At 70.1% G+C, this 17,865-nt stretch carries 19 protein-coding genes and 1 riboswitch; of the genes, 11 read left to right on the plus strand and 8 right to left on the minus strand.

Going from position 1 to position 17,865, the window contains the following annotated elements; translation table 11 throughout:
- Positions 1 to 92 precede the first annotated feature (92 nt).
- Positions 93 to 1,880, minus strand: a complete 1,788-nt coding sequence (thiC, locus tag ACIBG6_RS17905; RefSeq protein WP_399223545.1) for a phosphomethylpyrimidine synthase ThiC — start codon at positions 1,878 to 1,880, stop codon at positions 93 to 95.
- Positions 1,874 to 2,008, minus strand: a riboswitch (TPP riboswitch). (Overlaps the previous gene by 7 nt.)
- Before the next feature lie 71 nt (positions 2,009 to 2,079).
- Here thiC and ACIBG6_RS17910 point away from each other — a divergent pair.
- A complete protein-coding gene (locus tag ACIBG6_RS17910; RefSeq protein WP_399223546.1) occupies positions 2,080 to 3,459 on the plus strand; it encodes a YibE/F family protein in 1,380 nt (459 codons plus the stop codon).
- 99 nt (positions 3,460 to 3,558) lie between these two features.
- Here ACIBG6_RS17910 and ACIBG6_RS17915 read toward each other — a convergent pair whose 3' ends face one another.
- From ACIBG6_RS17915 to ACIBG6_RS17930, 4 genes are all read right to left on the minus strand, one after another.
- Positions 3,559 to 3,993 carry an SsgA family sporulation/cell division regulator gene (locus ACIBG6_RS17915; protein WP_317601948.1) on the minus strand — a complete coding sequence of 145 codons (435 nt, stop codon included), beginning with the start codon at positions 3,991 to 3,993 and terminating at the stop codon, positions 3,559 to 3,561.
- 138 nt (positions 3,994 to 4,131) lie between these two features.
- Positions 4,132 to 4,857 carry a helix-turn-helix domain-containing protein gene (locus ACIBG6_RS17920; RefSeq protein WP_055642422.1) on the minus strand — a complete coding sequence of 242 codons (726 nt, stop codon included), beginning with the start codon at positions 4,855 to 4,857 and terminating at the stop codon, positions 4,132 to 4,134.
- A gap of 282 nt (positions 4,858 to 5,139) precedes the next feature.
- Positions 5,140 to 5,358 (minus strand): DUF5326 family protein, encoded by a 219-nt coding sequence (locus ACIBG6_RS17925; RefSeq protein WP_317597250.1) that lies wholly within the window; start codon positions 5,356 to 5,358, stop codon positions 5,140 to 5,142.
- Between the two features lie 154 nt (positions 5,359 to 5,512).
- A complete protein-coding gene (locus tag ACIBG6_RS17930) occupies positions 5,513 to 5,830 on the minus strand; it encodes a cupin domain-containing protein (protein WP_329622315.1) in 318 nt (105 codons plus the stop codon).
- Between the two features lie 51 nt (positions 5,831 to 5,881).
- Between ACIBG6_RS17930 and ACIBG6_RS17935 the strand changes: the two genes are divergently transcribed.
- The 5 genes from ACIBG6_RS17935 (at position 5,882) to ACIBG6_RS17955 (ending at position 9,604) form a co-directional block, all read left to right on the plus strand.
- The gene (locus ACIBG6_RS17935) at positions 5,882 to 6,259 is read left to right on the plus strand and encodes a phage holin family protein (RefSeq protein ID WP_399223547.1); all 378 of its coding nucleotides are present in this window, start codon (positions 5,882 to 5,884) and stop codon (positions 6,257 to 6,259) included.
- 11 nt (positions 6,260 to 6,270) lie between these two features.
- Positions 6,271 to 6,762: a low molecular weight protein-tyrosine-phosphatase gene (locus tag ACIBG6_RS17940; RefSeq protein WP_399224004.1), complete on the plus strand. Its 492-nt coding sequence runs from the start codon at positions 6,271 to 6,273 to the stop codon at positions 6,760 to 6,762.
- A complete protein-coding gene (locus ACIBG6_RS17945) occupies positions 6,759 to 7,928 on the plus strand; it encodes a cystathionine gamma-lyase (protein WP_399223548.1) in 1,170 nt (389 codons plus the stop codon). Before ACIBG6_RS17940 ends, ACIBG6_RS17945 begins: the two co-directional genes overlap by 4 nt.
- 264 nt (positions 7,929 to 8,192) lie before the next feature.
- Positions 8,193 to 9,089, plus strand: coding sequence for a LysR family transcriptional regulator (locus ACIBG6_RS17950; RefSeq protein WP_399223549.1), 897 nt, complete (start codon positions 8,193 to 8,195; stop codon positions 9,087 to 9,089).
- A gap of 35 nt (positions 9,090 to 9,124) precedes the next feature.
- Positions 9,125 to 9,604 (plus strand): NUDIX domain-containing protein, encoded by a 480-nt coding sequence (locus ACIBG6_RS17955; protein WP_399223550.1) that lies wholly within the window; start codon positions 9,125 to 9,127, stop codon positions 9,602 to 9,604.
- Here the strand turns inward: ACIBG6_RS17955 and ACIBG6_RS17960 are convergent.
- On the minus strand, positions 9,547 to 10,791 hold the full coding sequence (locus ACIBG6_RS17960) for a globin domain-containing protein (protein WP_399224005.1): 1,245 nt from the start codon (positions 10,789 to 10,791) through the stop codon (positions 9,547 to 9,549). The two genes, ACIBG6_RS17955 and ACIBG6_RS17960, sit on opposite strands and share 58 nt — an antisense overlap.
- A gap of 108 nt (positions 10,792 to 10,899) precedes the next feature.
- Positions 10,900 to 11,571 carry an HAD family hydrolase gene (locus tag ACIBG6_RS17965; RefSeq protein ID WP_399224006.1) on the minus strand — a complete coding sequence of 224 codons (672 nt, stop codon included), beginning with the start codon at positions 11,569 to 11,571 and terminating at the stop codon, positions 10,900 to 10,902.
- Between the two features lie 100 nt (positions 11,572 to 11,671).
- Here ACIBG6_RS17965 and ACIBG6_RS17970 point away from each other — a divergent pair, with 100 nt between their 5' ends.
- The 3 genes from ACIBG6_RS17970 (at position 11,672) to ACIBG6_RS17980 (ending at position 13,612) form a co-directional block, all read left to right on the plus strand.
- On the plus strand, positions 11,672 to 12,535 hold the full coding sequence (locus ACIBG6_RS17970) for a GNAT family N-acetyltransferase (RefSeq protein ID WP_399223551.1): 864 nt from the start codon (positions 11,672 to 11,674) through the stop codon (positions 12,533 to 12,535).
- Between the two features lie 115 nt (positions 12,536 to 12,650).
- On the plus strand, positions 12,651 to 13,109 hold the full coding sequence (locus ACIBG6_RS17975) for a MarR family transcriptional regulator (RefSeq protein WP_317597235.1): 459 nt from the start codon (positions 12,651 to 12,653) through the stop codon (positions 13,107 to 13,109).
- 50 nt (positions 13,110 to 13,159) lie between these two features.
- Positions 13,160 to 13,612, plus strand: coding sequence for a GNAT family N-acetyltransferase (locus ACIBG6_RS17980; protein WP_399223552.1), 453 nt, complete (start codon positions 13,160 to 13,162; stop codon positions 13,610 to 13,612).
- 120 nt (positions 13,613 to 13,732) lie between these two features.
- Here ACIBG6_RS17980 and ACIBG6_RS17985 read toward each other — a convergent pair whose 3' ends face one another.
- A complete protein-coding gene (locus tag ACIBG6_RS17985; RefSeq protein ID WP_399223553.1) occupies positions 13,733 to 15,115 on the minus strand; it encodes a serine hydrolase domain-containing protein in 1,383 nt (460 codons plus the stop codon).
- Positions 15,116 to 15,201: 86 nt separating this feature from the next.
- Here ACIBG6_RS17985 and ACIBG6_RS17990 point away from each other — a divergent pair, with 86 nt between their 5' ends.
- Together ACIBG6_RS17990 and ACIBG6_RS17995 are read left to right on the plus strand one after the other, a co-directional pair.
- Positions 15,202 to 16,122 (plus strand): NAD-dependent epimerase/dehydratase family protein, encoded by a 921-nt coding sequence (locus ACIBG6_RS17990; protein ID WP_399223554.1) that lies wholly within the window; start codon positions 15,202 to 15,204, stop codon positions 16,120 to 16,122.
- A gap of 1,175 nt (positions 16,123 to 17,297) precedes the next feature.
- A complete protein-coding gene (locus tag ACIBG6_RS17995; RefSeq protein WP_399223555.1) occupies positions 17,298 to 17,852 on the plus strand; it encodes a hypothetical protein in 555 nt (184 codons plus the stop codon).
- The last annotated feature ends 13 nt before the right edge of the window (positions 17,853 to 17,865 follow it).

Here is a 17,865-nt window from a genome sequence, read left to right on the forward strand (position 1 = left end):
CTGACAACGGCACCGGCCCGCGACTCCCCCGTGGGTCGCGGGCCGGTGCCTGCTCAGAAGCCGGCGTGGTGCCGGTTCGGAAGCCGCCGCGGTCAGTCCGCGAGCGGCAGGTAGACGCGGTTGCCGGCCTCCGCGAACTCCTTCGACTTCTCCGCCATCCCGGCCTCGATCTCCTGCTGCGTGCCGCCGTGCTCACGCCGGATGTCCTGGGAGATCTTCATCGAGCAGAACTTCGGACCGCACATCGAGCAGAAGTGCGCGGTCTTCGCGGGCTCCGCCGGCAGCGTCTCGTCGTGGAACTCGCGGGCGGTGACCGGGTCGAGCGCCAGGTTGAACTGGTCCTCCCAGCGGAACTCGAACCGCGCGTCCGACAGCGCGTCGTCCCACTCCTGCGCGCCCGGGTGCCCCTTGGCGAGGTCCGCCGCATGGGCGGAGATCTTGTACGTGATGACGCCCGTCTTCACGTCGTCCTTGTTGGGCAGGCCCAGGTGCTCCTTGGGCGTGACGTAGCAGAGCATCGCCGTGCCCCACCAGGCGATCATCGCCGCGCCGATGCCGGAGGTGATGTGGTCGTAGGCGGGCGCCACGTCCGTCGTCAGCGGGCCGAGCGTGTAGAACGGCGCCTCCTCGCAGATCTCCTGCTGGAGGTCGATGTTCTCCTTGATCTTGTGCATCGGGACGTGGCCCGGGCCCTCGATCATCGTCTGCACGTTGTGCCGCTTGGCGATCGTGTTCAGCTCGCCGAGCGTGCGCAGCTCCGCGAACTGCGCCTCGTCGTTGGCGTCCGCGATCGAGCCGGGGCGCAGACCGTCGCCGAGCGAGTACGTGACGTCGTACGCCGCCAGGATCTCGCAGAGCTCCTCGAAGTTCGTGTAGAGGAAGTTCTCCTTGTGGTGGGCGAGACACCAGGCGGCCATGATCGAGCCGCCGCGCGAGACGATGCCGGTCTTGCGGCGCGCGGTGAGCGGCACGTACGGCAGGAGCACACCGGCGTGGACCGTCATGTAGTCGACGCCCTGCTCGGCCTGCTCGATGACCGTGTCCTTGTAGATCTCCCAGGTCAGGTCCTCGGCCCGGCCGTCGACCTTCTCCAGGGCCTGGTAGAGCGGCACGGTGCCGATCGGCACGGGGGAGTTGCGCAGCACCCACTCGCGGGTGGTGTGGATGTTGCGGCCGGTGGACAGGTCCATGACCGTGTCCGCGCCCCACTTGGTGGCCCAGGTCATCTTCTCCACCTCCTCCTCGATGGAGGAGGTGACGGCGGAGTTGCCGATGTTGGCGTTCACCTTCACCAGGAACCGCTTGCCGATGATCATCGGCTCGATCTCCGGGTGGTTGACGTTCGCGGGGAGCACCGCGCGGCCCGCGGCGATCTCCTCCCGTACGACCTCGGGGGAGACGTTCTCGCGGATCGCGACGAACTCCATCTCCGGGGTGATCTCCCCCCGGCGGGCGTACGCGAGCTGCGTCACCGCCTGGCCGTCGCGGCCGCGGCGCGGCAGGCGCGGACGACCGGGGAAGACGGCGTCGAGGTTCTTGAGCCCGCCACCGCGCGGCGACGTGTGCTTGATGCCGTCGTCCTCGGGGCGGACGGGACGGCCCGCGTACTCCTCGGTGTCACCGCGCGCGATGATCCAGTTCTCGCGCAACGGCGCCAGGCCGCGCCGTACATCGGTGTCGATGGTGGGGTCGGTGTACGGACCGGACGTGTCGTACAGCGTCACGTCCTTGCCGTTGGTGAGGTGCACCTGACGGACCGGGACCCGGAGGTCGGGGCGCGAACCCTCGACGTAGCCCTTGTGCCAGCCCGGCGTGCGGGCGCCGTCGACGGACGTGCCGTCCTGGTCGGAGGCAGGCGTGCGTGCATCCTGAATGGTCATGAGACCGATCTCCCTACGCCGGCATTACCCGGTAACAGGTTCGGCGGTCGGCGCAGCCTCCTCCCGTACGTGCGTACGGTGATCAGCGCCCTCTCAGCCCGGTGCTCCGAGCTCCCGCGTGTGCAAAGTGGTCACCACGCTAGCGCCATCCCTGGCGTGCTGACCAGTGGGCCCCCACCGTTCTTGCGATGATCGGTCGGTGACTTCCCCCCAGCAGCCCCCCGAGCCGCACGGCCACGTCCCCGGTCCCGACCATGGGCACGGGCACGATTCCGGCCCCTCCCATGGGCACGGGCACAGCCACAGCCACGGCCCCGCCGCCCCCGTCTCCCGGCATCTCCGCAAGGTCATCGCCGCGGTCCTGATCCCCTTCGCCACCGCCGTCGTGGTCGGACTAGCGGTCCTGTGGCCCGGCGGCACTCCCGCGCACGAGCGCACCGGGGTCGGCTTCGACCGGCAGACCGAGCAGGGCACGGTCGTCTCCGTCGAGCAGGTCGACTGCAAGGACGTGAACGCCGCCCAGGTCCCGCCGACGGGCGACACCTCCACGCCCGAGGGACGCGAGGCGGTCGAAGCCCAGCAGGGTCAGTGCGAGAAGGCGACGGTCGAGGTCACCAGCGGCCCGGAGAAGGGCCGTACGTTCACCGAGATCGTGCAGCCCGACGCGCCGCGCCAACTGCACGAGGGGCAGGGCGTGGTGGTGGCGTACGCCCCCGACGCCCCGCGTGATCTCCAGTACTCCGTGACGGACGTGGACCGGAAGCTCCCGATGGCGCTGCTCGCCGGGATCTTCGCCGTCGCGGTCGTCGTCGTCGGCCGGATGAAGGGCCTGATGGCGCTCGTCGCGCTCGTCGCGAGCTTCCTGGTGCTGACGTTCTTCATCCTGCCGGCGATCCTGGAGGGCTCGAATCCGCTGGTCGTGGCGGTGGTCGGGTCGAGCGCGATCATGCTGATCGCGCTCTACTTGTGCCACGGGCTCTCGGCCCGCACCTCGGTCGCGGTGCTCGGCACGCTGATCTCGCTGCTGCTGATCGGCCTGCTCGGCTCGCTCTTCATCGGCTGGGCCTCGCTCAGCGGCAACACCGACGACAACACCGGCCTGATCCACGGCCTGTACCCGGACATCGACATGTCCGGCCTACTGCTCGCCAGCGTCATCATCGGTTCGCTCGGTGTCCTCGACGACGTGACCGTCACCCAGACCTCGGCGGTCTGGGAGCTGCACCAGGCCGACCCGCGCATGGGGCCGCGCGCGCTGTACCGGGCCGGGATCCGGATCGGCCGCGACCACATCGCCTCGGTCGTGAACACCCTGGTCCTCGCCTACGCGGGCGCCGCCCTGCCGCTGCTGCTGCTCTTCTCGATCGCGCAGAGCAGCATGGGCACGGTGGCCAACAGCGAACTGGTCGCGGTGGAGATCGTCCGAACGCTGGTCGGTTCGATCGGTCTGGTCGCGTCCGTGCCGCTCACCACGGTCCTCGCGGCGCTGGTGGTCTCCGCCGACCGGCCGGGAGCCGACGCCGACGGGAAGCCCCGGGCGGCGGCGGTACGGGGCGGTCGGCGCCGCCGCGCGAAGTAGGGATTCCGGGTGTGGGCCGGTCCGTCCCGCACTCCCGCACCCCGCACTCCGCGTCCCGTCCCGTTCCCTGGTGGACCCCGTCGCTGTGCCGACGGGGTCTCAGCCGGCGTTCTCCTCTGCCAGAATCCGGCCGAGTGCCGCCTCCAGGTTGTCCTCGAAGTCGCCGAGTGTCCGTTCCTGACCAAGCGGAACCAGCTTGTCCGTGCGGTCGAGGAAGGCGACCAGCGGCGGCGCGCTCGCCCGGAAAAGGGCGCGGTCGCCGCCCACCTGAAGCCGGATGGAAACGTCCGAGAGCCCATCGGGGTCCGTCGGGGCGATGTGCACGTCCCCGTCCCCGCTCGGCTTGTTGATCCCGTCGAGCAGCAGTTCCCTACCGAACGCCCAGGTCACGGGCGCGTCTCCGGGGAGATGGAAGGTCATCCGCACCGCGTAAGGATCCCGGGTCTCGTATCGCAGCTCGACTGGGATCTTGAAGCAGAGCTCCTCGGAGACGAGGAAGCTCATCAGGACCTCGGCCTGAACCGACTCTCGCATCATGTACCCCGCAGTAGATGAAGCAGTTGTGTAAACACAGCTGCTGAAAGCTGTGACCGAAACGGCCAGGAATGATCCCCCGTGGCCCTCTTGACGCAATCGTGCTGTAAGCGCTAGCAGATCACAAGGAGTGATTTTTCAGATACTGATAGAGAACGCGAGCGAACTGAAGAGCCTTCCGATCTCCGTACGTAGCCGCTCGACTGCTGGGAGCAACCGTTCTTCCTGGTGAAGGGGGAGGGAAATGGCCATCGCGGCCGCCGCGGAGCCCGCCGTGATGGGAATGGCGGCACAGACCGTGCCGAGTGCATATTCCTGACGCTCTACCAGGGGCTCCATTCGCCCCAAACCGCCCAAACGATCCAAAAGCACACGGCGGTTACGCACCGTGTACGGAGTGATGGCTTCCACCGGATGGCGGTCGAGGTGGTCTTGACGAGCTTTCAGATCGAGTTGGCTCAGCAGGCACTGCCCGATGGCGTGCGCGTGCGCGGTCTCGCGAAAGTCGGCCCACTCCTCGACCGCGGGGGCCGAGGGAGTGTCCGCGACGGCGACGAGCTCGATCTCGCCCTCGCGGTAGAGGGCGAAGTACACCGGCACACCGATCTCGTCCCGCCAGCGGGCAAGGGAGTCTTCGATCTTGATGCGACGATTCTGCACAGCTCCGCCGCCGGCCAGTCGGACGGCGGCGTCGCCCAGGACGAACACACCCTTCTCGCGGCGTAGATAGCCCTCGTGCGTCAGGGTGCGGAGCAGGTGGTACGTGGTGGGCAGCGGAAGGCCCGTCTCACGGGCGAGCTGTTTGGCCGGGGCGCCGTCCGCATGGGAGGACACGGCCTCCAGAAGTCTCAGCGCCCGCTGCACCGAGCCGATCAGAGTAGGTGCAGCAGATTGCGTAGCCGTGGCCAAAGGTCACCCCCAGGCGTGACGACGGATGCAGTGCATCCGCCCGCGGGGGCCGCCCCCGCGCGCCCGCCGGGCCTGGGAAACCGCTGGTCAGTACGGCGGTCTACGCCCGTAGTCCCCAACACGGCGGAGGGATTCCACTCTAGTGGCAGCCTTTGAGGCCCTGCCTGGATTCCACCCCTGCGTTCCCCCGGGCGGGCTAATGTCCGCCATCGGTTGCCTACGGCTCCGCAGCTTGTGCTACCAGTCCTCGCGCGACCCGGTGGAGTTCTTGAACTTCCGCACGACGTAGACGAGTCCGGCGACGAGGGCCACGAAGAGCAGCACCTTGAACAGCAGCGCGACCACGAAGGTCAGGACGCTGGTGATCAGTCCGCCGAAGACCAGCAGCACGAGAGCGGGTATGGCGACCCACTTCACCCACCAGGGCATCCCCGCGAGAATCTCCTGTACGGCCATGGTCCTACCTCGCTCTCGAAGATCTGTTCCGCGCACTCCGCGCCGAACACCCTCAAGGCTAGGGGCGGAAAGCGGCTCACGGGGGCCACGGGGCCCCCGCTCTCCCCTGATCCGTCCCCTAGGGGGTCACCGCTTCCGCATCGGAGAGCTGAGCTCAGCCCTCCGGCGGGGAGAAGACCACCATGACCCGCAGGTCCTCGCTGATGTGGTGGAACTTGTGGGGCACCCCGGCCGGCACGTAGACCACGCTGCCGCGCGCCACCTGGGTCGTCTCCTCCCCGACCGTGATCGCCGCACGGCCGCTCACCACGAAGTAGACCTCGTCCTGGCCGTGCGGCTGCTGCGGGTCGAGTGCCCCGGCGTCCAGCGCGTACAGGCCCACCGACATGTTCCGCTCCCGCAGGAACTGGAGATAGGCGCCCTGGTTCGCGGCGCGCTCCGCTTCCAGTTCGTCCAGCCGGAATGCCTTCATCGCCTGTCAGCCCCTGCCCTTGGCCCGATCATGTCTGCCACGATCAGACACATGAAGAATTTTGTAGTCAAGACGCTCGCGAACGCGGGCGCCCTGGGAGTCGCCATCTGGCTGGTCCAGGACATCACCCTGACCGGTGAGAGCACCGGCAAGAAGGCCCTGACCCTCATTCTCGTCGCCCTGGTCTTCGGGCTCGTGAACTTCCTGGTCAAGCCCATCGTCAAACTGCTGACATTGCCGCTCTTCATCCTGACGCTCGGCCTGATCACCCTGGTGGTCAACGCCCTGATGCTGATGCTCACGTCCTGGCTTGCCGACCTGTTCGACCTCAGCTTCCACGTGGAGGGCTTCTGGACCGCCGTCCTCGGCGGCCTGATCATCTCCCTCGTCTCGTGGGCCCTGAACGTCGTGCTCCCCGACGGCGACTGAGCCCGATGACCGTGACCTATCGCGTGTGCTTCGTCTGCACGGGCAACATCTGCCGCTCGCCGATGGCCGAGCACGTCTTCCGCCGGCGGGTGGAGGAGGCCGGCCTCGGCGGGGCGGTGGAGGTCGACAGCGCGGGGACCGGCGGCTGGCACGAGGGCCATGGTGCCGATCCGCGCACGGTCGCCGTCCTGGACGAGAACGGCTACACGTCCGCGCACTCCGCCCGCCGGTTCCAGGCCTCTTGGTTCCCCGGCGTCGACCTGGTGATCGCGCTGGACGAAGGGCATCTGCGGGAGCTCCGGGCACTCGCCCGCACCCCCGAGGAAGCGGCGAGGATACGGCTGCTGCGCTCCTACGACCCGGCCGCGGGGGACGCGCTCGACGTCCCCGACCCGTATTACGGGGGCCGGGAGGGCTTCGAGGAATGCCTGGAGATGGTGGAGGCCGCGAGCGGGGGACTGCTCGCGGCCGTACGTGCGGAAGTGGAGGGACGGACAGCGTGACCGACCAGGCAAGCGACCCCGGCCGGCGGACGGCCGGCGTACTGGGTGACGGCACCCTCGCCGTGCGGGCCGGGCTCCCCGAGCCCGTGAAGTACGAACCGACCCTGCCGGGGCCGGTGTTCGCCGCGCACTTCCATCTGCCGGGCGAGCCGACGGGCGGGTACGCGTACGGCCGCGACGAGAACCCGACCTGGACCCATCTGGAACGGGCCATCGGCGAGCTGGAGGCACCGGGGGAGCAGGGCGTCGAGACGCTGGTCTTCGCCTCGGGCATGGCCGCGATCTCCGCTGTCCTCCTCTCCCAGCTGAAGGCCGGCGACGCGGTGGTGGTGCCCACCGACGGCTACCAGGCCCTGCCGCTGCTGCACGAGCAGCTGCGGGCGTACGGCATCGAGGTCCGCACCGCGCCGACCGGCGGCGACGGGCAGCTCGCCGTCCTCGAAGGCGCCCGGCTGCTCTGGATCGAGACCCCGTCCAACCCCGGGCTCGACGTCTGCGACATCCGGCGTCTGGTGCGCGAGGCGCATGCCGCGGGGGCGCTCGTGGCCGTCGACAACACCCTCGCCACCCCGCTCGGCCAACGGCCCCTGGAGCTGGGCGCGGACTTCTCCGTAGCCAGCGACACCAAGGGCATGACCGGGCACGGTGACGTCCTGCTCGGGCACGTGAGCTGCCGGGATCCCCTGCGGGCGGCGGAGGTGCGGCGCTGGCGCAAGGTCGTCGGCGCGATCCCGGGCCCCATGGAGGCCTGGCTCGCCCACCGTTCGCTGGCCACCCTCCAGCTGCGGATCGACCGGCAGTGTTCCACCGCCCTGTCCCTCGCGCACGTACTCGCCGAGCGCGACGACGTGACCGGGCTGCGCTACCCGGGGCTGCCGGGCGACCCGTCGCACGCGGTGGCGGCCCGGCAGATGCGGCGCTTCGGCCCGGTGGTCTCCTTCGAGCTGGCGGACCGGAAGCGGGCCGAGCGGTTCCTCGAAGAGCTGCGACTCGTGGACGACGCCACCAGCTTCGGCGGCGTGCGCTCCACGGCGGAGCGGCGCGGGCGCTGGGGCGGGGACGCGGTCGCGGAGGGCTTCATCCGCTTCTCGGTGGGTGCCGAGGATGCGGAGGACCTGATCGCCGATGTGCTGCGCGCCCTCGACGAGGCCGGAGCCACCGGCTGAGTCGTCGTGGTGGCAGCGACCGTTCCTGCCACACCCGGCCGGACGCAGGCGCGCGGAACGGGGCGCTCCGAGCCTCCCCCCTCGTGGCTCGGAACGCCTCGGTTCCACGCGCGGAGACCGCCTGAACAAGGCTAGTTGACTGTGCGTCAGTGTCCAATCACGGTAGCGACAGAGACCTATCGACTTATTTATAGTTGGACGGTCCTGAGGCGCAGTCAGCCGACCGCCTGAGTCGAACGGCCGCACGGCCGGGAGGGGGCGGACATGGATCTGGCCCTGCTGCGCACGTTCGTCGCGGTGCACCGGGCCGGCTCCTTCACCCGCGCCGCCGCGCTCCTGGGGCTGTCCCAGCCCGCCGTCACCAGCCAGATCAGGACCCTGGAGCGGCAGCTGGGCCGGCCGCTCTTCCTCAGGCAGGCGCGTGGGGTCACGCCGACCACGATCGGCGACGAGCTCGCACACCGCGCCGCGCCCCATCTGGACGCCCTGGTCGAGATCGCCGAGACCGGGCTCGACGAGGAGAGCGGCGTCCGTACCCTCCATGTTGCCGGGCCCCCGGAGTTCACCGCGCTCCGCGCGCTGCCCGCGCTCACCCCGCTGGTCGGCCAGGGGCTCGCGATCCGGGCGACCTTTCTCGGGAACGCGGAGGAGATCCTCGACGGGCTCGCGGCCGGCCACCACGATCTGGCCCTCACCACGGCCCGCCCCCGCGGCGGTCTCTTCGTGGCGACGCCGCTCTGCGACGAGGAGCACGTGCTGGTCGCGGCCCCGCGCTGGGCGGCCCGGCTCGCCCCCGAAGTGCTGCTCCGCAAGGGGGCGGTGGTCCTGGAACAGCTTCCGGTGGTCGAGGTGCACGAGTCGCTGCCGTTCGTCTCCCGCTACTGGGCCGCCGTCTTCGAGACCAAGCCGGCGGCGACCGCGACCGTGATCGCCCCCGACCTGCGAGCCGTACGGGATTCCGCGGCCTCCGGTGCCGGTCTTGCCGTCCTGCCGCGCTATCTGTGCGAGGACGCCTTGCATCAGGGGCGGCTCGTGGCGCTGCTCGACCCTGCGGTGCCTCCGCTGCGGACGTACTTCCTGGTGGTGCGGACCGGCACGCTCGCGCTCTCGCACATCGCGCGGGCGCACGAGGGTTTGTTGCAGGCCGCAGGGGACTGGTGAGTTTCAGGACACCGCGTACGGGCCATTTTCTTCCCATGACCGAACGGCCCGTGATCAAGCGCACCGCACGCGCCATCCTGCTCGACGGGGACGATCTCGTCCTCATCAAACGCACCAAGCCGGGGATGGATCCTTACTGGCTCACGCCCGGTGGTGGCGTGGAGCCTTCCGACGCCACCGTCGTCGAGGCCCTGCATCGGGAGGTGCTCGAGGAACTCGGCGCCAAGATCACCGACGTGGTGCCGTGCTTCGTCGACACCGTCGAGCACATCGTCGACGGCGGGGTCTCCGGGGTGAAGGTCCAGCACTTCTTCGTGTGCCGGCTCGGCTCCATGGACCCGTCCCTTCGACACGGCCCCGAGATCGACGAACCGGTCGGCGAGTACGAGATCGTCCGGGTGCCGTTCAGCCGGGTCGGCATCGCCGCCGTCCACCTCGTCCCTCTCTCCCTGCGTCACTACCTCGACGGCAACATCGAGGGGGTTCGCGCCATGCACGCCCCCGACCTGGGCTGATCACCGTTCTCCGGGGTGAGCTCGCCGCCGCTCGCGGTGGCGAGCTCGGCAAGGAAGTCGTGCCGGATGCGGTCCGACGGCACGCCTGCTCCGCGCAGGGCGTCGACCCCGCGCCGGACCATGCCGAGCGGGCCCGAGAGGTAGGCGTCGCGCTCCTCCCAGGATCCGTAGCGGCAGACGGCGTCCGGGAGCCGTCCTTGCTCCTCGGTGACCGCGTGGACGGAGAGCCAGGGGAAGGTCTTCTGGAGCCGCAGCATCGTGTCGATGTCGTAGAGGTCGTGACCGCTGCGCGCCCCGTAGAAGACGTCGACCGGCCGCCGGTCCCCGTGCTCGGCGACGTCCTCGACCAGGGCCTTGATCGGCGCTATCCCGGTCCCACCGCCCAGGCAGAGCAGTCCGCTGTCGGTGGAGTGGTCGACCGTCATGGAGCCGGCCGGCGGGCCGAGGCGCAGGACGTCTCCGGGGCGCGCCCTGTGGACCAGCGCGTTGGACACCCAGCCCGCCGGGACCGCCTTGACGTGAAGGGAGAGCAGTCCGTCGGGCCGGGGCGCCGAGGCGAAGGAGTAGTGGCGCCAGATCCGTGGCCACCAGGGGGTCTCCAGCGTCGTGTACTGCCCCGCAAGGAAGGGGTACGGCTGGTCGGGCCGGAGGGTGACGACGGCGACGTCGGGGGTGCGGAGATCGTGGGAGACCACCTCGGCCTGCCACCAGGCGGGCGCGTGCTCCTCGTTCTCCGCCGCCGCGTCGATCATGATCTGGGAGATCGTCGTGTACGTACGGACCCAGGCCGCCTCGGTCTCCTCGCCCCAGCTCGCCGTGGCGTACCGGACGAGCGCTCCGATGAGGGCCTCGCCGACGGCCGGGTAGTGGGCGGCCTTGGTGCCGTACTTGCGGTGTCCCTTGCCGAGGTTCTCCAGGTACGCGGTGAGGACGGGTACGTCGTCCAGGTGCTCGGCCGCTGTCAGGAGGGACTTCAGGAGCCGGTCCCGCTGGGTGTCCATGGCCGCGGGGAACATCTCGCGCAGCTCGGGGTTCCGGACGAAGAGCAGGGCGTAGAAGTACGAGGTCACCTGGTCGGCGACGGGTGCGATCTCCGCCAGGGTGCGGCGGACCAGAATCGCGTCGGGGGAGGCCTCTCCGGGTATTCGGGCCTCCGTCCCGTCCGTCGTGGTGATCGGAACATCCATCATGTGCCTCGCCTCACGCTGGCCGGCTTCCGTGCCCGCAGCATGACATTTCCGGGCACCACTTCGGACGGAAAGCGGAGTTCTCAGGCCATACAGCCGGGTTTGCGGCTAAGCTGCGGCGTTTCGGACCAAGTCGTAGGCCTCTCGCAGGTCCCCTCCGGTGTAGCTGTGGCGGGAACGTCCGGCGAGATGATGGTCCGCGTTCACGGCCACGGTGTCCCGCACGATCGCGAAGAGCTCGGCGTCGGACATCGAATCCCCATAGGCCACACAGTCGGCCCATTCCATGCCGTACTCCGCGCAGAGCTCCCGAGCGATCCGTACCTTCGCCGCCGCGTCGAGGATGCCGGGCCGATGGATCGGCTCGGTGAACGGAACAGCCGGCCAACGTGAGCCGTGCACCGTGTCGACGCCCCAGTCGAGGAGGCGCTCGACGAAGAAGTCGGGCGAAAGGGAGATGACCGCACAGCGCTCACCCCGGGCCCTGATGTCGGCCCAGACCTCACGGATACCCGCCAGCCAGGGCGCACCCTCGAAGGCCGCGTCGACCTGCTCCGAGGTGAGCGTGGACCAGAGCTCGCGGGCCCGCACGGCGAACTCGTCCGGAGTGAGCCCTCGCAGAAACCCCGCCTCCAATGCGGCGATCTCCTCCGCGAGGCCCAATTGCCGGGAGATCTCCACAGCGGCGGCCGAACCCCTGATCAGCGTGCCGTCGAGGTCGAAGAGGTGCAGTCTGCTGTGTCGGGATTCCATCGATTCACTCGGTTTCACGTGAAACATCGTCCGTATCCCAGCGGCAGGAATCAACGCTTCCCGGGTAATCGGCCGGATCTCGTAAACCGGTGGACGGAAGATCACTGCTTCGGTCAGCCTGAAAGGCATGCCGACTTCCCCCTCAGCTCTCGCTCAGCTCCCCATCCGGCGCCTCACCGCGGACGATCTCCTCGCCTGCGCCGACCTCTCCGAGAACCGGGGGTGGCTGCGCGAAGAGCACAAGTGGGGCCACCTGCTGACGGCGGGCACCGGCTACGGCATCGACGACCCGTCCGGCACGGGGCTGGTCACCTGCTGCGTGGTCACCTCGTACGGCCCGGGGCTCGCCGCGATCGGCATGGTCCTCGTCGCCGAGGCACACGCACGCCAAGGGGTGGGACGCCGGCTCATGCAGCACGTCCTGGCGGAAGCCGGTGACACCCCGCTGACCCTGTACGCCACCGCCAACGGCCAGCCCCTCTACGAGCAGCTCGGCTTCATCGAGACGAGCCGGTCCGAGATGGTGCGCGGACAGTTCAGCTTCACCACGCCCGCGCCGGACGTCCCCGTCCGCCCGGCGATCGCCGAGGACCTCCAAGCGATCGTGCGCCTGGACCGCGAGATCTTCGGCCTCGACCGCACGCCCATCCTCACGCGGCTGCCCGCGTTCGCGGACCACCTGCGGGTCGCGGAGGAGGACGGCGAGATCACCGGCTTCGCGGCGGCGTGGCCCAACATGGACACGCATGTCGTCGGGCCGCTGCTCGCCAGGGACCCGGCCACGGCCCAGGCGCTGTTCGCCTCCCTGGCCGCCGCCACCGACCGGCCGCTGCGCACGGACATCGACGTACGCCACACGACACTGCTGAGCTGGGCGAAGGAGAACGGCATCGACTCGATCGCCACCACCGCCGTGATGGTCCGGGCGCTCCCGGACCTCCCCGGCGACTGGCGTCGGCGCTTCGCTCCCCTGACCGTCGCGGCGGGCTGACCTCCGTTCCCCTCGGACCCCGGACAGATTTACTTGCAGACGCGCATTATTGCGCTGCATCGTCTACCCTGGTTCGTGAGCCGCTCCGGCGCCGAGGAGACACCGAGGAGAACCCATGACCGCCACGGACCCCGCACTGACCGCGCTCTCACAGCGCTGGTGCGCCCTCTCCCTGCTGCACGGCAGGATCGAGTCGCACATCGAGCGCGCCCTGGAGTCCCGGCACGGTCTGAGCGTCCGCGAGTACTCGCTCCTCGACGTCCTCAGCCGCCAGCACAGCGGCCCCGGCGGTCACCTCCAGATGAAGCAGGTAGCCGACGCCGTCGTGCTGAGCCAGAGCGCCACCACCCGGCTCGTCACCCGGCTCGAGGACCGCGGCCTGCTCACCCGGTACCTCTGCGCCACCGACCGGCGGGGCATCTACACCGATGTCACCGAGGCCGGCCAGAAGCTCCTCGAAGAGGCCCGTCCCACCAACGACAGCGCGCTGCGCGAGGCCCTCGACGAAGCCGCGAAGAACCCCGAGCTGGCGCCTCTGGTCCAGGTCGTGGAGGGCGTGGGCGTCACCGTCTGACGCGGGAGAGAGGGCGACGACAGCGGAGGATCGTGCGTACGCTGCGGAGCATGAGCGATCTTGACATACGCCCCGCCGACGCCACCGATCTCCCGGCCATCGTGGCAATGCTCGCCGACGACCCACTGGGTGCGCAGCGCGAGTCCCCCGACGACCTCTCCCCGTACCTCGCCGCCTTCGAGCGCCTCGCGAACGATCCCCACCAGCACGTCGTCGTGGCGGTCCGCGGGGAGAAGGTCGTCGGGACGCTCCAGCTGACGGTGATCCCCGGACTCTCCCGCCGAGGCACCACCCGCTCCATCATCGAAGGCGTCCGCATCCACGCCGACGAGCGCGGCAGCGGACTCGGAACACAGCTCATCGAATGGGCCGTCGAGGAGTCCCGCCGCCAGGAGTGCGGACTGGTCCAGCTGACCTCCGATGTCACGCGCACCGACGCCCACCGCTTCTACGAGCGGCTCGGCTTCGAGGCCTCCCACGTGGGCTTCAAGAAGAACCTCTGAGGCCACCCGGCGGACGGACAGCGCGCCGGCCGGCGACCCGGCGCGCTGTTTCACGTGAAACGCGCTGTTTCACGTGAAACACGAGGTGGAGGCCGGAGAGGCAACCAGCAGGCGGACGGCTCAGAGGCCGCGCCAGCCCGCCTCGTCCGCCCCGCCCGGTACCGCGTCCCCCGGCTCGTACGGCTCCCGGGTGAAGACGAAGGACGCCAGGTCGAGGTGGCTCACGCTGCCGTCGGGGCGCCGCACCACCCGGAGCGTCTCCCCCGCGTAGTAGCCGTTGAGACCGACCCAGCCGCCCTCGGGCAGCGCACGGAAGCGAGCCCGCCGCCCGGCTCCCCTCAACGGCTCCAGCACCACGGAACGCTCGGGCCCGAGCCGGAGCCCGTAGGAGTACGTGCCCCAGTACCAGGGCCCGGTCAGGGAGAGCAGCTCCTCGTCGACGTCGGCCTCCGGAAGGGGGCGCCAGGGCTCCGGAAACCTCGGCTCGGCGTCCGCCACGATGCGCACGAGATCGGCCGCCACGGCTGCCGTCAGCGGCCCGGACGTGGCATTGGCGAGGGCGATCCCCGCCAGTCCGTCCTCCACGCTCACCCACAGACAGGCGACGAAGCCCGGCAGCGAGCCGGTGTGCCCGATCAGAGTCCGGCCGTCCCTGCGCAGCAGCTGGAGACCGAGCCCGTAGCTCCCCTCCCAATCACCCTCACCGGCAGGGGAGGCAGGCGCCCGCATCTCCTCCACGGACGCCGCCACGAGCACCCGCTCGTCGCCCGCCGCGAGGAACACGGCGAACCGGCCGAGGTCCGCCGCCGTCGACCACAGCTGTCCGGCCGGCGCCATCAGCCCCAGGTCCTCGGACGGCTCGGGCAGCATCACATCGGCCCAGGGGTGCACCGCCCAGCCACCCGCGTGCGGAGCGACCGGGTCGAGCGTCGTACGGCTCATCCCCAACGGCTCCAGGATCTCGCGCCGCAGTGCCTCCTCCCAGGAGACCCCCCGCAGCTCCTCGACGAGCGCACCGAGCAGGGTGTAGCCGGGGTTGGAGTAGTGAAAGCCGCGCCCCGGGGTCCGGAGGGAGGGCCGCTCCCCCAGAACGTCGGAGAGCTCCGGGCGCAACGCGGCGGAGGACCGTTCCCACCACTGGCCGGGCGTCTCGGCCGCGAGACCACCGCTGTGGCCGAGGAGCTGAGCGATCGTCACCTCGCCGACGCCCGTCCCCTTGAGGTGGCGCTCCAGTGGATCGTCGAGGTCGAGCAGTCCCTGGTCCCGCAGACGCATCACCAGCACGGCGGTGAACACCTTGGTGAGGGAACCGATCCTGAACTGCGTGTCGTCATCCGGCGCGTGGTCGTCCACGCAGCTGCGCGAACCGCTCCACACGAGCGCTCCGTCACGGACCACCGCCCCGACAAAAGAGGGCGCACGCCCTTCGGACTGGGCGACCGCCACGCGGTGCAGCAGGGCCCGCTCGGTACCGGGCAGCAAAGTGTCGAAAGGTGTCGTCATAGAACCCATCCAACGTGATGTCACATCCGAAGCTTCCCGATCCGTCCCATGAACATCACCGGATGGGATCGGAAAGGAGCACGGACATGAAGGTTCTGCTGGCAGGAGCGAGCGGCGCACTGGGCCGGAGCGCCACCCGGCAGCTGACCGCCGCCGGTCACGAGGTCGCGGGGCTCGGCCGGAGCGCCACGAACACGCTGCGCGCCGACCTCCTGGACGCCGCCGCCGTCCTCAGGGCGGTGGACGGTCTCGCCTTCGACGTCGTCGTCCACGCGGCGACCGCTCTCAAGGGCGAGTCGATGGCACGCCACCAGAGCATGGTGCCCACCAACGCCCTGCGGACCCGGGGCACGGAGAACCTGCTCGCCGCCGCCCGCGCGACCGGCGCCCGCCGGTTCGTGGTCGAGTCGATGATGTTCGGCTACGGCTACGGCGACCACGGCACCGGCCTCGTCACCGAGGAGAACACCCCCTTCGGCCCGCGCGGCACCACCACATGGCTGGAGCGCCACGTCGGCGCCATGCGCGCCAAGGAACGCATGGCCTTCACCGCGGAAGGACTGGACGCGATCAGCCTGCGGTTCGGCTTCTTCTACGGTGCCGGGGTCACCGACAACGACGTGCTCCCTCTCCTGCGCAAGCGCTCCCTGCCCGTGGTCGCCGACCACGGACGCGCCCTCTCCTGGGTGGACGTCGACGACGCGGCACGGGCCGTCGTCCTGGCCGTCGAGAGCGGCACCCCGGGCCAGGCCTACAACATCGCCGACCGCACCCCTCTCCCCTTCGGCACGCACGTCCAGGAGGTCGCCGCTGCCTTCGGGGCTCCCAAGCCCCTGCGGGTCCCGCTCTGGCTGCTCAAGCCGGCTCCCCTGGTCCACACCTGCATGACCACCCAGCTGCGCCTCGACGCGAGCAAGGCCGAGCGGGAACTCGGCTGGTCGCCCACCCACGCCGACAGCCTGACGGGCGTACGGGCCCTCGCCTCCGCCCGCCCCGCTGCCGCCTGAGAGGAGCTGGACGAGGACCTCGTGCGGAACCGCTGGCTGAGGTTCGCCCCGGCGGATCCGGTTGTACCTGGACGAGGACCCGGCCGAGGAGGAGGTGCTCCTCGCCGGCACGTGGGGCCGGGCCCTACAGCTTTCCCTCGACTCGGACATGACCGACGTGCTGCTCGACCCGGGCGACATGGGCGCCGACGGCGAGTGGGCGGTGTACGTCCGTCACGGGTGGAGCGGTGAACGGCCCAGCCGCTACGCCTCGTTCCGCGCGTTCATGGAGGACATGGACAAGGGGTTCTACCGCTTGGGCGGCAGTCACGCCGGCTTCGAGAACACCGTGACCCGGGAACTCGACGCCACGGTGGAGAAGGCCCGGCTGGCCTGTCTGAGAGGTGAACTGGACGAGGCCCTCGCCCTCTTCGGCGAGGCGCAGGATTTCGGCTGGCCGCGGGCCGGCCTGCTGACCGCGCAGCTGCGGTCGTTCCTCGACGGACACGGCTGGGTGCAGGTCGATCCGCGCATGGACGATCCGTTGTACGCGGGCGAGGTGCTGCCCCTGAAGGTGCGCGACCATCTGCGTGAGCGCCGCGGTGACGACGGCTTCGGGCTGGGCCCCGCGACCGAGGAGTACGCGGAGGACAGGGAACGAGCCAGGGCCATTCTGGAGCAGATGAGGCAGCGCACCTACGAGTACGCCTCACCGGGCCCTTCGGGCGCGCGGTCACCGAGGCCAGGGAGGCTGGCGCGCTGGGGCGACACGGACGGCGCCTGGCGGGTCCTCGCGGCGGCGGTCCCGCTGTGGGAGCCGTACACGGTGGACCACATGGCCCCGTTCGGGCTGCTCGCGGAGCGGTTCGGCTCGCACGGCACCCGCGCCCTCACGGTCTGGTGGGAGCCGGGCCTCTTCCACTTCGCGTGTGCCGAGGACGGTGAGCAGCGGTACGCCTTCACGGTCCATGAGACCGAGCGGCACCGGACCGGCGTCCTCCCCCGCCCGTGTCGGGAGCCAGTCCCGTGGTCTGCGGGTGTCGGACACCCGGCGTCTCAGCTTCGTGTCGGAACTCGCCAACGCCGCCAGCCGCCGCCCGCGTGTCCTCCGTCCGGACCGTCCGTGGGACGGGTGAGGCGGGTGGGGGAAGGGCTAGTGGGGCATTCGAGCCCCACCGCCGTTGAGGAGTCCGCACATGGCCCGCACGCTCGCCCTGGTCCTGACCGGCGCCACCGCACTCGCCATGGCGCCCGCCGTCGCCGGACCCGAGCCCGGCAGGGCGGCGGCGGACAAGGCGGTCACCTATCGGGTGACCGCTCCGTACCAGCAGCACGCGAACGGTGTGCGGGCCGGCTACAAGCCCGATCAGTACTGCGTCTTCGACCGGGCGGGTGGCACGGGAGCGCTCGGCTACCCGCACTTCAACCACGCCTACGACAACTCGACGGACCCCGCGAAGCCCGCCGCCCTCCTCTACGAGGACGACGGCAAGGGCGGCAAGCGTCTCGTCGGCGTGGAGTGGCTGGTCTACGACCGCGACCAGAACCTGAAGACGGACGACGACCGGCCGAGCATGTTCGGGGTGCCCTTCAAGGGCCCCAACCGTGGCAACTTCCCCGGCCAGCCCGTCCACTACGCCCTGCATCTCTGGCTGTGGAAGAAGAACCCCAAGGGCCAGTTCACCACGTACAACCCGGCGGTCACCTGCCTCCCGGGGACGACCCGCCCGCAGCCGCGCCCGTCTTCCTGACACCCGGTGGATT

The sequence above is a fragment of the Streptomyces sp. NPDC050842 genome (genome assembly GCF_044456565.1).
GTDB lineage: Bacteria > Actinomycetota > Actinomycetes > Streptomycetales > Streptomycetaceae > Streptomyces.